The following is a 13,853-nucleotide window of genomic DNA, read 5'->3' on the forward strand; positions in this document are numbered from 1 at the left end:
CGCCGCCGGGCTCGCCGGCACCAAGGCGATGGAACAGGTGGCCAGCCGCCTCATGGCCCTGGAGTCCGAAGCCGACCAGCAACGCGAGCAGGCCGTGGGGCCGGGCCCGCCGTTCGTCCTCGCCGCCCGCAACCTCGCCCACCGCGTCCTCGGCGTCGATCCCGACGAGGACCAGCAGAGCAAGGCCGGCATGGTCCTGCACTACGGCGAAGCTCGCCTGGGCGCCGCTGTACCAGCAGCTGCGCCGCCGCACCGGCATGGGGCCCGTCGCCGCCGGCCTGGCGACCGGCGCGTCGCAGTCACTGCTGCTCGACGAGGTCATCACCCCCGCCATCGGCGCCAGCGCCCCGAACCGCCGACACCCGTCCGGCCGCCTGCCAGACTCCGGTCGTCCCGACCCCCCTCGAAGGCCGCCCCATCGAGTATCTGCGCGTCATCGAGCACAACCTGGCCCCGCTGGTGGTCATCACGGCCGTAGCTGGCCTGGCGGTCCCCGCGGTCGGTGTCTGGCTAGCGGATGGGTCACGCCGCTGCTGGCGCTGCTCATGCTGTGCGTCAGCCTGACCTTCGACCTCGTCGCACTCCATGCTGTGCTGGCCCGCCCGGGACTCCAGCTGCTCGCCACGGGCCTGGTCTACGGGCCGATGAGCCTCGCCGGTTACGCTCTCGGCCGGGTGGCGTTCGGCTCGGGACCGCTGGGACTCGGGGTCACCCTTGTGGGCACGCTGCCCACCGACGTGTCCTCCCCGCTGCTCGTGCTCATCGCCCGCGGCAACGTCGCCTTGGCCACGGTGTTCAACGCCGTGAACACCATCCTGGCTCCCGTGCTCGTGCCGGGGCTGAGCAAGAAGGAGTTCAGCATCGCCGCGTTCCTCGTGTTCTCCTCCGGACTACCCGCCGAGGTAGCACTACCAGCGGTCGTGTACGCCGTCGTGCAGATGATCACCTCACCACTGGCCGCCAACCGGCTCGCCCACCGGTAAACAGGCTGCCCAGTAGGCATGCCACCGGCCCACCGGGTGCCTGGACATGCGCGCGCAAACCTTGGCCCGTAGGTCCGCATGCAACGAGAGGCCGGCAGAGTATCCGCGCTGCTGGCTGCGAGCCGTCGAGCGTCGCTCGGGCGGGTCAGGTCAGTCAGCGCCGTTGGCGCCGGCCAGGGCGGATCGGAGATCCCGATCCTCCCCTTGCGGCGCAGCGGCCGCCGCGCGGGCGCGGGCCTCGAGGATGCGCCCGGCGACCTGGGAGCTCACCGAGGCGGCGCCGGCTGCCCATAGCGCCTGGGCCCAGTCCAGCGGGCCGAGGGGGCGGCAGCCGAAGAAGTGGCTGATCCCGGGGGTCTGCACCACCCCGGCGAGGACCGCCGCGGAGCCCAGACCGGTGGCGAGCACCAGCGGCTCGCGCATGCCCCCGGCGAGCATCGTCTGGCCGAGCTGGGTGCCGACCAGCGCCACCAGCCCGACGGTGCCGGCACGGGTCGGCCCGCCCGTGAGCCGCGCCGCGCTCCACGCCGCGCTGGCCCCCGCGGCCGTGGAGACCCCGCGGATCGTCATGTCGCGGGTGAGGGCTTCGCCGAGCGAGCGCTGCGGGCCCTCGTGCCGCACCCGCTCCGGGGAGCGGTCCCGCGGTGGGCGGATTGCGATCGCGACCGCGGGGGCGAGGTCGGTGAACAGGTTCACCAGCAGGAACTGGCGGGGGCTGAGCGGGCTGCGGCGGCTGAACAGGCTCGCGAAGCCGGTGAAGCCGATCTCGCCGAGGTTGCCGCCCACGAGCACGGCAAGCGCATCCCGGACCGACCCCCATAGCGCACGGCCTTCGGTGACCGCGTCGATGACCGTCTCGATGCGGTTGTCGGTGACCACGATGTCCGCGGCGTCGCGTGCGGCGGGGGTCGCACCCTCACCCAGCGCCACGCCGACGTCGGCGAGGCGGATCGCCGCGGCGTCGTTCGCCCCGTCACCGGTCATCGCCACCGCCCGGCCGTTGGCCTGCAGCGCCTGCACGATGCGGACCTTGTCCGAGGGGGTGACGCGGGCGAACACCGTGACCTCGTCGGCGCACTCGGCGAGCGCGTCGTCATCCATCTCCTCGAGCTCGGGGCCGGTCAGCACCCTCACCGGCGACCCGGAGCCATCCTCCATCTCGAGCTCCTGGGCGATGGCCGCGGCGGTGTTGGGGTGGTCGCCGGTCACCATTACCGGGCGCACCCCGGAGGCGCGCACCCCGGCGACCGCCTCCGCGGCCGTGCGCCGCACCGGGTCGGCGAGGACCACCAGGCCGACGAGCTCGAGGCCGTGCAGGCGCTCGGTGTCCACGTCGGTGCGTCCGGAGGCCTCCCGCTCGGCCACGGCGAGGACGCGCCAGCCACGGGAGGCGAGGTCGTCGACGTGGTCGCTGACCTCGGCCATGGCGACGCGGTCGAACTCGGCGACCTCACCACCGGGGCGCCAGCGCACGCAGCCGTCGAGCACCGCCTCGGGGGCGCCCTTGACCACCAGGAGCCGGGTGCCGCCCGCCTCCCCGACGACGATGTGCACGCCGCGGCTCGCCTCGAACGGCAGCTCGGCCGTGCGCTTCCAGCCGGGCAACGCCTCGGTGACGTCGATGTCGAGGTCCCCGGCGGCGTCGAGCAGAGCACGATCGGTTTGGTCGAGCTCGCCCTCCTCGGCCTGCTCGGGCGTGCCGCTCGCGGCCAGCGCAGCGGCGAGGATGGCGCGCTGGTGGGCACCGAAGCGCTCGATCGGCATGGCCTCGCGACCGTCGGAGACCCCGCGGAAGCGCACGATGCCCTCGGTGAGGGTGCCGGTCTTGTCGAAGCACAGGACCTCGATGCGCCCCAGCGCCTCCACCGTGCGCGGGTTGCGCACCACGGCGTTGCGGACCGCGAGGCGGCGGGCGGCGGCGAGCTGCGCGGCGGAGGCGACGAAGGGCAGGCCCTCGGGCACGCTGGCGATGGCCAGCCCCACCCCGGTGGAGACGACGTCGCGCAGCGGCCATCGCCGCAGCAGCCCGATGCCGGCAACCCCGGCGGCCGCGGCGGCGGCGCCGGGCAGCAGCCGGCGTGTGAGGTGCTCGAGGCGCAGCTCGACCCCGCTGGCTGGCGGCGGACCGGCCGAGGCGATGCTGCGGGCGATCTCGGTGTGTCGGCCGGTGGCCACGACGACAGCGGTGGCCTCCCCGGTGGCGATGGTCGTGTCCTCGTACAGCATGCAGCGCCGGTCGGGCACGGCCGCGTCCGGGCAGGCCTCGGCGTGCTTCGCCACCGGCAGGGACTCGCCGGTGATGCTCGACTCGTCGACCTCGAGACCGGTGGCCTCCAGGATGCGGCAATCGGCGGGCACCACGTCGCCGGTGCGCAGCCGCACGATGTCACCGCGAACGAGCTCGTCCTCGCTGATCTCGACCTCCTCGCCGTCGCGCAGCGCCACGGCCGACTGGGCGGCGTCGGCGAGCAACCCCTCGACCGCAGCGTCGGCGCGCAGGCGCTGGACGCCACCGACGAGCGCGTTGAGCCCGATCAGGCCGACCACCATGCCGGCGTCGACCATCGAGCCGATCGCCGCGGACAGCCCCGCACCCACCCCGAGCACCGGGTTGAGGGGGTTGGCGAGCTCGGCGAGGAACGGCTCAGCCGGGCCGAGCTCGTGGCCGGTCGGCCGCTGGACGCGCTGGCGCTGAAGGGCGGCCTGGTGGGTCAGCCCGGTCTCGGAGGTGTCGAGCGCACGCAGGACCTCCCTGCCTTCCAGCGCGTGCCAGGGGGTCGGGTCGACCACGACGGGGCGGGGACGGTGGGCGAGCTTCACCGCCTCCCAGGTCCCCGACAGCAGCGCCGCCGCCGCCGCGCCGTTCACCATGGCCAGCGCACGCGACCCCGCGGCGGCCTTCGGGCCGGTGAGCGCCACCAGGCCGCCGAGCGCGGAGCCGGCGAGGGCGAACTGGGCGCTGCGGAGGCTCACCTGCGCCGCGATGGTCGTCGCCTCCACGATGATGGCGGTCTCGACCAACTCCCGACCGAACAGGAGGTCGGCGCCCCACGGCGGTCGGCCGTTGGGACGGGTCAGCCCCACGCCCACGCCGGCGGCGGCCAGGCCGCTCTTGCCGCGGCGGGCGATCGCGAGCACGGCGGCCCCCTCGGCCTGCAGCTTCCGGATGGCCCGTCCCATCTGCTTGCCGCGGGGGATGCACAGATCGGCGTCGAAGCGCTTCTCGACCCCGCCCTTGCGACCGGCCACGACGAAGCGGTGGCCGGAGCGGCGGATCGCCTCGACGACGATCTCAGCCCCGGGATCGAGCTCCGCCGCGGCACCGATCATGGCGACCGCCTCCCCGTCGCAGAGCAGGGCGAGCGGCGTGGCGCCGGCCTGCCCCAGCTCGCGCGCCCGCGCCTTGGCCCCGCGGGGCAGCGTGACGCCGCTGCCGCCGTCGGCGACGGCGGCGAAGGGGCGCAGGGACCACGGCCCGTCGCTGCGCTCGGCCTCCGGCTCGGCCGGATCGAGGAGGCGCTCGGCGACCTGCCGGGCCTCCTCGGCGCGCTCGGCGGGGAATGCCGCGACGGAGCCGACCTCGGCGCGGCCGGTCACCAGGACGTCGCTGTCGACCACGATCGTGTTGATGCGGTCCAGGCGTCGCAGCGACGAGCCGTCCAGCGGCACGACGCCGCGGGCTGCCAGGGTGCGGCCGAGCTGGGTGGCGAAGCCCTCCCGGCCCAGCCGCGCGGCCTTGGGCATGCCGGCGAGGAACGCGTCGGCGGCGCGCCGGGGGCTGCGCGTGGCCGCGAACGTCGCCGCGAACCCCGCAAGGGACGCGAGGGAGATCCGCTCGGCCCACTCCTCCACCGGGCCCTTGGGGAACGGGATCGGGCGGGGGCCGAGATCGGGCGGCTCGATGGGACCGTCGCTGTGGGTGGCGTAGAACTCCGGCTCGCGCAGCTCCCACACCCGACGGCGGGCCCGCAGCTCCCCCAGGAGGCTCGCCTGATGGGTGAGATCGAGCAGGATGCCGATGGGCCCCTGTGCCACGCCATTGGCGACTGCGCCGGCGAGGGGGAGGATGGTGGCGGTCGCGCGACGGCCGATGAGGTCCTCCACCCGTTCGCGTAGCCAGGGGTGGTGGTCGACCACCGACACCATGCCGGTGAGCTCCACCGGCACCCGGGCGAGCCGCGCCGCACGCCCCGCCACCGTCCAGCCAAGGCTCGCCACGCCGCCGGCGATCGCGGCGATGCTCCGGTGGATCGGCTCGATGTCGGAGGGGTGCTCGGCGCGCTCCTCGTAGTCCCAGCTGCCGATCTCGTCCCGCTCATCGAGGCGGCGCTTCACGCCGAACGCCGCCTCCACGCCCTCCACAGCGCTGATGAGCGCCTCGAGGGTTCCCGCACCCCCGTCGAAGGCGACCGCCACGCGGCTCGTGACCGCGTTCACCTCCGCCCAATGCACCCCCTCGAGCCGCTCGAGCGCCTGCTGGAAGGCCCGCCGCAGCCGGCGCTCCCCGGGATCGCTGACCCCGCGGAGCTCGATCTGGGCGTGGTCGGCGTCCTCGTCCTGCCACACCCGCCGGTGCAGCCCAAGGGTGTCCTCGACGAGATTCACCCCTTCCTCCACGACATCGCCGACGAACTCGAAGGAGCCCTCGACGAGGTCCCCGAGGTCCTCGACGAAATCGCCGACGTCCTCGCCGACCTCGCGGACGACCCCGCCCACGACCGCACCGACCTCCTCGAACCAGTCGCGCTGACTGGCCTCGGTGGCGTCGGCGGCCGCATCGGCCTCGGCATCGCCGGCACGCGCCAGCCTCTGCACCGGCAGCAGAGCCAGCGGCAGTGTCAACACGTTCAGCGAGGTGCGGGCCAGGGCCGTGATCGGGTTGCGCACAAAGATCCTCGAGAAGCGATGAGAACGCAGGCACCGATACCCGCCCGGCGGAAGCTGTCAACCTTCTTGGGACCGGTAGGCCCAGGCGCACCGCCTGGCCCACGAGCCCGGGCTGAGCGGTCGAGACCGCGACCTCCTGTTCCGCTAGGCCGAGTCGTTGAGGTCGTGACCCGTTCCTCAGGGGGCACTGGAACCCTTGAATATCCCGACCGCGGTGAGGGTGACCGGCTGGCTGACAACCTTCGTAGATCCGCCGGCACTCCGAGGCCTTATCCGCCCAGGACCCGGGAGTCCGGCCGGTACCGGTAGCCGCCAACCAGGCATGTCGAGGCTGCTCTGCCGGCCTCTCGTTGCATGCGGACATACGGCCATGGTCCGCGTTCCTGGATCGGGGAATCTCAAATGCCTGTCATCAGACGCCCTCAGGCTTCCGGTCCGGCGAGCGGCGTGGGTAGCTCGGGGTTTCTCTCCTGGTCCACCTGCTGCCGGCGGTACGCGGGGTGGACTTTCCCGTCAACGCCTGATGGACCGGGGGCGACCGAGATGGGTTGAACGCGGCGCTGTCGGGAGGCATCCTGGCCGCGAGCACTGCAAGGCTGACCCGTTAGGTGAGGCTTCTGCGGGGATGAGGTGACTGCCGCCCAGCAACGTCCAGAGACGCCGACGGGCTACCAGGCTCTGCCGAACGAAGGTTTTGCCTAGCGCAGTCCGGAGCTATCCCTCCTGGTTCCCGCAGTGCTGAATCCCGACGACTGGGCGGCCCGGCACCAGAATGGTCGCCTAGCTCGGCGGCCGGATCCAGTGGCGGCCTCCCAGACGGGAGGCCGTTTGTCGTTGCACCGGGCGAGTCGGAAGGAGGTGAGGGCGCTGGCAGGTGACCCCGCGAGTCAAGCCGCGGACTGCGGTCCGCATCCGTTGCGGCATCCCTCCGCCGCTTCACGCCTTCCGACATCGAGCAGGCGCACGTAGCGGCGGCGATGCCCTCAGTTTCGGGGAGGCATCGTCATGACCTCGACCGTGATCGACTTGCTGGCGCGCTGCCGCGCCGACGCCGCCGTGCAGGCGCTGGCCCACGGTGACGGCGAGCTGGCCGCTGCCGCGTCCACGATCGCCGTGCACGCCCGGCGGCGTCACGCCACCAGGCTGCGGTCACTGGACGATAGCCCGACCGGCGACCTGGTCGGCCGTGTCGCGGTAGCCGCAGCTGCGCGGGGACTGGATCGCTCCGGTCGGCCCCGGCCCGCGCGTCACAGCCGGTGACCGGCTGCTGATCGCCGGCCCGCCCGGCCAGCACGGCCCGCTGCGCGCCTGGACGGGCAGCCCACAGATATGACCAACCGATCCCCGCTACCCGAGGAGCGCCCATGCCGAACGTCGTCGACCTGGTCCGCGGCCAGGACCTCGCCGCCCTGCGCGCCTGGCTGGACGAGACCGGCACGCTGGACATCGCCGAGGAGCTGTCCCGGCTCGAGCCGCCAAAGCGGGCGATCCCGTTCCGCCTGCTGGACAAGGACCGGGCGCTGGCGGTGTTCGAGGCGCTGGACCCCATCCACCAGCAGCAGCTGCTCGACGCGCTGCGCGCCGAGCAGGTCCGCGAGCTGGTCGAGGACATGGACCCCGACGACCGCGCCCGGCTGCTCGACGAGATGCCCGCCAAGGTCGCCAACCGGCTGCAGTCCGGGCTGAGCGCCGAGGAGCGCGAGCGCACCGCCACGCTGCTCGGCTACCCCCCGGAGTCCGCAGGGCGGGTCATGACCCCCGAGTACGTCAACGTGCGGGCGAACATGACCGCCACCGACGCGCTGGCGAAGGTCCGCCGCACCGGCGGCGAGGTCGCCGCCCTGCGGGTCCTGCCCGTCACCGACGAGGCCCGCCGCCTGGTCGGTGTCGTCGACCTGCCCACGGTCGTCACCGCCGACCCGACCACCCGCATCGCCGAGCTCGTCCGGCCCGACCCCGACACCTACTCGGTGCGGGTCGACGACGACCAGGAGGTCGCCGCCCGGCTCATCCAGGAAGCCGACCTCATCGCCCTGCCGGTGGTCGACAGCGAGGACCGCCTCGTCGGCATCATCACCGTCGACGACGCGATGGAGATCATCGAGGCCGAGGACACCGAGGACATCTCCCGCGCCGCCGGCGGCGTCGAGCCGCTCGACCGCCCCTACATGGCCGCCAGCGTGCTGTACCTCGCCCGCAAGCGCGCCGTGTGGCTGCTGGTGCTCATCGTCGCCGCTGCCCTGACCGTCAGCGTCCTCGACGCGTTCGAGGACACCCTCGCGGCCGTGCTCGCCCTGGCGCTGTTCATCCCCCTGCTCATCGACACCGGCGGCAACTCCGGCTCCCAGGCCGCGACCGTCGTCATCCGCGCACAAGCCGTCGGCGAGGTCCGCTTCGCCGACCTGCCCCGCATCGTCTGGCGAGAGACCCGCGTCGGCGTCCTGCTGGGGATCATGCTGGCCGTCGTCGGCTTCCCGATCGTCTCCCTGGTGTTCGACACCCAGCTCGCCACCGTCGTGTCGCTCACCCTAGTTGCAATCTGCACCTGGGCGTCGTTTGCCGGTGGGATGCTTCCGATGCTCGCCAAGCGCGTCGGCATCGACCCCGCCGTCGTGTCAGCCCCCCTCATCACCACGCTGGTTGACGCCACCGGGCTGATCATCTACTTCCTCATCGCCAGCGCCGTCTACGCCGACCAACTCGCCGCGGTCGCCAGCCCAGGCATGTGACAGGACCGCCACCAGACCACCGCCCGTCCGAACCACGATCGCCAATTCGCCGTCTTGGCCCGCTCCAAACGACCAAGCGGGCTGGGCAAGCAGAAGATAACCGGCGTTCCCCGCGCCGCGGCACCGACGCGCTGTACGCGCCGTCCGGCAGGGGGATGCTGTGCCTGGAGTGCGTCGCCCTGGACACCGTGCACAGCCTCGGGGTGGCCGGCGCGGGCGCCCGCCGTGACCACGGCAAGCGGTTGGAGCGCCACCACACCCGGGTGCGCACCGCGCATCCGCGGCTGGGTGGACTGATCGAGGCGTTGCGTGACGACCCGGCGCATGTGTGCGGGGTCGTCATGCCCCTCCTCTGCGTTGCCATCCGAGCATCGCGTCCAAGAGCTCCCGCGGGCACTCCAGCGGCGTGAAATGCCCGCAGCCTTCGAGCGCGTGCACCGCCGGGGAGGGGAGCAGCTCACGAAGCCGGATACCGGCTTTCGCCCACCGCTGGAACGGGTCCTTCATGCCCCACACGATCTGGCAGGGCACGCGCAACCGGCGCAGCGTCGGAACGATCGTCGCGGTGTCGCGGGGGGTCAGCGCGGCGAGGTGGCGCTCGAAGGCGGCGCGTCCGGCACGGTCGGTCCACTTGGTGTCCCACACCACCCGGTCCAGGGCACGGTCGTCGACGCGCTCGGGTTCGGCGACGGCGCGCCTCACCTGCCACCGCATGAAGGCGTTGGGCACCATGCGCAGGCGGGCGGCCGGCCGGTACAGTCCGAGACGTGCGGTCAGCGTGGCAAAGCGGGCGCGCGGAGCGGGCCAGGCGCCGTCGACGATCGAGTTGGTCAGCGTGAGCCGCGACACGGAACCGGGATGCTTCGCGGCCATGATCTGCCCGACCGCTCCCCCGGCGTCGTGGCCCACGACCCACGCGGGCGCGAGGGCCGCCTCGTCGAGCCAGCGCGCCACCGTCGCTGCCGCTCCCGCGAGCGAGAAGTCGCCGGAGGACGGCACGCGGGTCTGGCCGTAGCCGGGCAGGTCCGGCGCTACTACCCGGTAGCCCGCGTCGGCGAGCAAACCCGCCAGGTCCCGCCACAGCTCCGCCCCCGTGGGGATTCCGTGCAGCGCCACGACGACCGGCCCCTTCCCGGCCTGCAAGAACGACAGCCGCGAGTCCCCGACCGTCGCCGCGGTCCGCACCACCGCGCTCGCGACGACGCTCACCTCCCGCCGTCGGGCCGCTGCGCCCCCCCGGTGCGCTGCATGACGGTCCAGCCCCCCACGAGAACGGCGAGCACGCCTCCCAGCAGCATGAAGAACGCCGCGACCGCCCATGCCGGTCCGTCGAAGTCACCCCGGGCGCGCACGGCGCCCACCGCCACGAGCGCCAACCCGAGAGTCGCGCTCTCCACATGCAGGCGCAGCGCACTCCACCGCCGTTCGAACAACGAGACGAGCAGCAAGATGCCGATGAAGGCGAGGAAGGCGCTCACGGTGCGCGCGGTCAGGGGGGTCAGCGACCACGGCCAAGACCCGGTCGCGAGGGGCGGATGCACGAACATCGCCAGCGCCACGGTCAGGAGCGCGGCGCCCAGGGCCCCGCCCGCGAGGCGCATCGGGTCGGGCACCGTGTCGCCCTCGGCCGGGGCGCCGGGATCATGACGGCGGTTTCGCAGCCAGAGCAGCGGCAGCAGCCAGGGGGTGACGAGGTACAGCGCGAGCCACGCCCAAAACGACACGTGGCCGTGGGTGAAGCGATCCCAGTGCAGGAACGTGGCGACGAGCAGGAGCCCGCTCAAAGCAGTGGCGGCGAGGAACACCACCCCGATCGTGTGCCAACACCGCTCGCGCGCAGCACGAGCGAACAGCACCGCACCAGCGAGGTACCCGCCGCCCACCGCCAGGGCCGTCATCGGTGGATCCATCGGCCAGGCCCACAACCGTTCCGTCTCCGCCGGAAAGAGGTAGAGCAGCACGCCCGCCACCGCGAGGATCGGGGCGACTACCGCGGCGACGAGCCGTGTGACCGGGAGGATCCTGTCGTCAACCGGCACGACATCCATCTGGCGCCCTCCTGTTACAGCCCGCGCGCTTCGACGCCGGCGAGTACCGCCTCGCGCGGTTGGAGCGTGACGCCCGCTTGGACGTTCAGGGCCGGCGTCACCGGCGACAACCGGAAGCGCTGCACGATCGCCGAAAGCACGAGGACGGCTTCCTGCAACGCGAAGTGGCGTCCGATGCATGCCCGTGGCCCGCCGCCGAACGGGAACCAGGCGTACCGGTGGCGCTCAGCGGATTGGTCGCCGACCCACCGCCCCGGCAGAAACCGCTCGGGCTCTTCCCACCAGCGCGGGTCCCGCTGCGTGACCCACTGGGAGATCACCACCATGGTCCCCTCGTCGACCCTGTAGCCGCACACGGCGTCGTCCGTCTCTGCCCGCCGGGCGCTGGCCCACGCCGGCGGGTAGAGGCGCAGCGCTTCGTAGAAGACGTGCGCCGCTAGAGGCAGCTGGGGCACGTCGGCAGCCTGTGGTGCCCGACCCGCCAGCACCGCGGCGGCCTCGTCGTGCAGCCGCTCCTGGGCCTCGGGGTGCTGGGCGAGGAGGTGCAGGGCCGCCGTGAGCGCGATCGCGCTCGTCTCCTGACCCGCCAGCAGGAAGGTCACCACCTGGCTGACGAGCTCTTCCTCGGACAACCCCGCACCCGTCTCGGGGTCGCGTGCGGCCAGCAGTCGGTCGAGAAGATCTCCGCCGGGGGGCGACACCGGTCCTTCCCGGCGGCCGTCTCGTCGCGCGGTCCGGCGCCGGACCACCTCTCTGGCGGACCCGAACAACCGCGCCTTGGCGGCGTGGGCACGAACGTTGCCGGGCAGGGGGACCTGGTGCGGCAGCCGGACAAGGCTCGCGATGCGGCGCAGCACGTGACGGTTGAGTACCGGGTAGGTGGCCGCGATGGACTCCAGCGTCTCGTCGGCCTCACCGCCGAGCAGGACGCGGCTGACCACGTAGAGCGTCAAGGCGGTCATGTCGGCGTGGAGGTCGACCGGCTCCCCGGTTCGCGCGTGGGTGTCCCAGCGCTGCAGCAGCGCCTGCACCTCGGCGAGCATCGGCGCGTCGAAGGCCGCCACCTGTCTGGCCGTGAACAGGGGCTGTACCGTCCGACGCCGGGCCTGCCAGCGCGGGCCCTCGTCGGTCAGCAGCCCATCGCCGAACCACAGCCGCAGCTCGGTGTACACCGGGTCCTTCTTCAGGTACGTCCTGGCGGCGCTGGCCAGGACGTGCTGCACGCCGTCCGGGTGGAACACCAGGCAGGAGCTCGTGCCCAGCCGGGGCGGGCCGACGCGCATGGTCACGACGTCGCCGTGCCGGAGGGCGGCCGTGTACGTCCCGAGCTGGTCACGCAGGAGGTCCCTGATCGAACCGGTCAACCGGCCGCCGGGCACCTCCGGGGGCACCCTTCTCTCTGCCTGCACTTCCACCCTCCCGGCGCTCCCGGGCCCGTGCCCGGCCGCCCTCGGGGACGAGACGAAGTATCCGCGTGCTCCTCGTCCCGGCGCAACCGCGCCGCCCTGTACGCATCCGCCGACGCAAGCGGCCGGTGAGGGTGCGCTAGAGTCACGCGTACGGGTCACGCTCGAGCGGTGGAGACGAGGGCGTGGGAGCGAAGAAGAAGCGCGACGATGTGCCCCGCGTGGCGGGATCGTTCCTGCTCGGCTCGGCGAACGCACTGCGGCGTGACCAGCTCGGCACGTACGAGGCGGCGATGAGCGCCCACGGCGACGTCGCCCGCTTCCGCATCGGCCCACCCGGCGTGGGTTTCGAGTTCGACACGGTGTTCACCCCCGAGGGGGCGCGCCAGATCCTCACGGGCCGTCACTACGTCAAGGACGCGCCGGTCTTCACGGAGCTGGCCCGGATGATGGGCGACGGCATCGTCACCGCGGAGGGGGCTCGCTGGCGGCGCGACCGGCGCATCCTCCAACCGTTGTTCACCCGCCGGCGGGTCGCCTCCCACGTCGGGACCCTCGCCCACGCCGCGGAGGACCTCGCCGCAGGCTGGCAGGAGGCCGCACGGGCCGACCGGCCCGTGGAGCTGCACGCCGACTCGATGCGCTACGCGCTGGCCGCCCTCGGCGCCACGGTGTTCGGCGCGGACATGGAGGCGGCGAGACCGACCGTGGAAGCGGCGCTGCCGGTGATGCGCGAGTACATCGCGCGCCGGGCACTGGCGCCCGTGCGGGTTCCGGCCGCCGTGCCCACCCCGGCGAACCTCCGCGCCCAGCGGGCACGCCGCGCGATGTCCGACCTCGTCGGCGACCTGCTCGCACAGCGCCGCGCGACCGAACGCAGGACGGACGACCTGCTCGGCCGGCTGCTCGACGCGCGGGACCCCGAGACCGGCCAGGGCCTCAGCGACGAGGAGCTCCGCGCCCAGGCGGTGACCCTGATGATCGCCGGCCACGAGACCACCGGCGCGGCGCTGGCCTTCGCCCTCCACCTGCTCGCGCGCCATGCCGACGCGCAGGAGCGCATGCGGGCCGAGGTCGCCGAGGTGCTCGCCGACCGCCCGCCTGACGCCGGTGATCTGGAACGGCTCCGGTACACCACACAGGTGGTCGACGAGGCGCTCCGCCTGTACCCGACGGCGCACACCCTGCCGCGGCGCGCCGGCCGGGACACAGAGCTGCTCGGCCGCCCACTTCCCCGGGGACGCATCGTCGCGGTCAGCGTGTGGGGCATCCACCACAACGCGGCCGTGTGGCCCGAGCCGGCGCGCTTCGACCCCGACCGCTTTACCGAGCACGGTGGCGCGCACCGCGAGCGCTACACGCACCTGGCGTTCGGCGGCGGGCCCCGCACGTGCGTCGGCGTGCACCTCGCGCTCGCGGAGCTGGTCGTGGCGGTCGCCACGGTCGTGCGCGCCTACCGCCTGCGCGCCCTCGTGGATGACCCCCCGATCGACCCCGGCGTCACCCTGCACCCCGTCGGCGGCCTCCACTGCCGCCTCGAGCCGACCGCCGCGTCGATCTGACCGGGCGAGACTAGACCACGCCCGTACAGCTCCTCTCCCTGCAGGACGAGCAAGAGCCCGGAGCTCCGCCGAGACGAAGCTCGAGACGTCCGTCCGCATCCAGATCGACCTCCTCAACAGCGAGCTGTACTGGCACGATCCCGTGCCGCTGTGCCCCGAGCACGGCGACCTGCGCATCGACCGCGACGCGCTCGCCGATGCGGTCCGCGCCGGGGCGGAGGCATACGAGGCGGAGGAG

Annotated in this window: 9 protein-coding genes and 1 riboswitch; of the genes, 4 read left to right on the forward strand and 5 right to left on the reverse strand. The window is 73.2% G+C overall.

Annotation, left to right across the window (positions count from 1 at the left end; translation table 11 throughout):
• Positions 1 to 259, reverse strand: a 259-nt coding sequence (locus VM324_01560; protein ID HVL97965.1) for a hypothetical protein, incomplete at its 3' end; no start/stop codon positions are given.
• On the opposite strand from VM324_01560, the gene VM324_01565 reads away from it, so the two are divergent.
• On the forward strand, positions 258 to 983 hold the full coding sequence (locus tag VM324_01565) for a hypothetical protein (GenBank protein ID HVL97966.1): 726 nt from the start codon (positions 258 to 260) through the stop codon (positions 981 to 983). The two genes, VM324_01560 and VM324_01565, sit on opposite strands and share 2 nt — an antisense overlap.
• A 150-nt stretch (positions 984 to 1,133) precedes the next feature.
• Here the strand turns inward: VM324_01565 and VM324_01570 are convergent, their stop codons facing one another.
• Positions 1,134 to 5,870 carry a cation-translocating P-type ATPase gene (locus VM324_01570; GenBank protein ID HVL97967.1) on the reverse strand — a complete coding sequence of 1,579 codons (4,737 nt, stop codon included), beginning with the start codon at positions 5,868 to 5,870 and terminating at the stop codon, positions 1,134 to 1,136.
• A gap of 593 nt (positions 5,871 to 6,463) precedes the next feature.
• A riboswitch (M-box (ykoK) riboswitch) is annotated at positions 6,464 to 6,634 on the forward strand.
• 241 nt (positions 6,635 to 6,875) lie between these two features.
• Here VM324_01570 and VM324_01575 point away from each other — a divergent pair.
• Both VM324_01575 and mgtE read left to right on the forward strand, forming a co-directional pair.
• Positions 6,876 to 7,130 carry a hypothetical protein gene (locus tag VM324_01575; protein ID HVL97968.1) on the forward strand — a complete coding sequence of 85 codons (255 nt, stop codon included), beginning with the start codon at positions 6,876 to 6,878 and terminating at the stop codon, positions 7,128 to 7,130.
• Between the two features lie 104 nt (positions 7,131 to 7,234).
• The gene (gene mgtE / locus VM324_01580) at positions 7,235 to 8,599 is read left to right on the forward strand and encodes a magnesium transporter (protein HVL97969.1); all 1,365 of its coding nucleotides are present in this window, start codon (positions 7,235 to 7,237) and stop codon (positions 8,597 to 8,599) included.
• Between the two features lie 339 nt (positions 8,600 to 8,938).
• On the opposite strand, the gene VM324_01585 is transcribed toward mgtE, so the two are convergent.
• The 3 genes from VM324_01585 to VM324_01595 are packed head-to-tail and all read right to left on the reverse strand — an operon-like array spanning position 8,939 to position 12,038.
• Positions 8,939 to 9,808: an alpha/beta hydrolase gene (locus VM324_01585; GenBank protein ID HVL97970.1), complete on the reverse strand. Its 870-nt coding sequence runs from the start codon at positions 9,806 to 9,808 to the stop codon at positions 8,939 to 8,941.
• Positions 9,805 to 10,647: a hypothetical protein gene (locus VM324_01590; GenBank protein HVL97971.1), complete on the reverse strand. Its 843-nt coding sequence runs from the start codon at positions 10,645 to 10,647 to the stop codon at positions 9,805 to 9,807. Before VM324_01590 ends, VM324_01585 begins: the two co-directional genes overlap by 4 nt.
• A 14-nt stretch (positions 10,648 to 10,661) precedes the next feature.
• Positions 10,662 to 12,038: a cytochrome P450 gene (locus VM324_01595; GenBank protein ID HVL97972.1), complete on the reverse strand. Its 1,377-nt coding sequence runs from the start codon at positions 12,036 to 12,038 to the stop codon at positions 10,662 to 10,664.
• A 236-nt stretch (positions 12,039 to 12,274) separates the two neighbouring features.
• Between VM324_01595 and VM324_01600 the strand changes: the two genes are divergently transcribed.
• Positions 12,275 to 13,615 (forward strand): cytochrome P450, encoded by a 1,341-nt coding sequence (locus tag VM324_01600; protein ID HVL97973.1) that lies wholly within the window; start codon positions 12,275 to 12,277, stop codon positions 13,613 to 13,615.
• Positions 13,616 to 13,853: the final 238 nt, after the last annotated feature.

It is taken from the genome of Egibacteraceae bacterium, assembly GCA_035540635.1.
GTDB lineage: Bacteria > Actinomycetota > Nitriliruptoria > Euzebyales > Egibacteraceae > DATLGH01.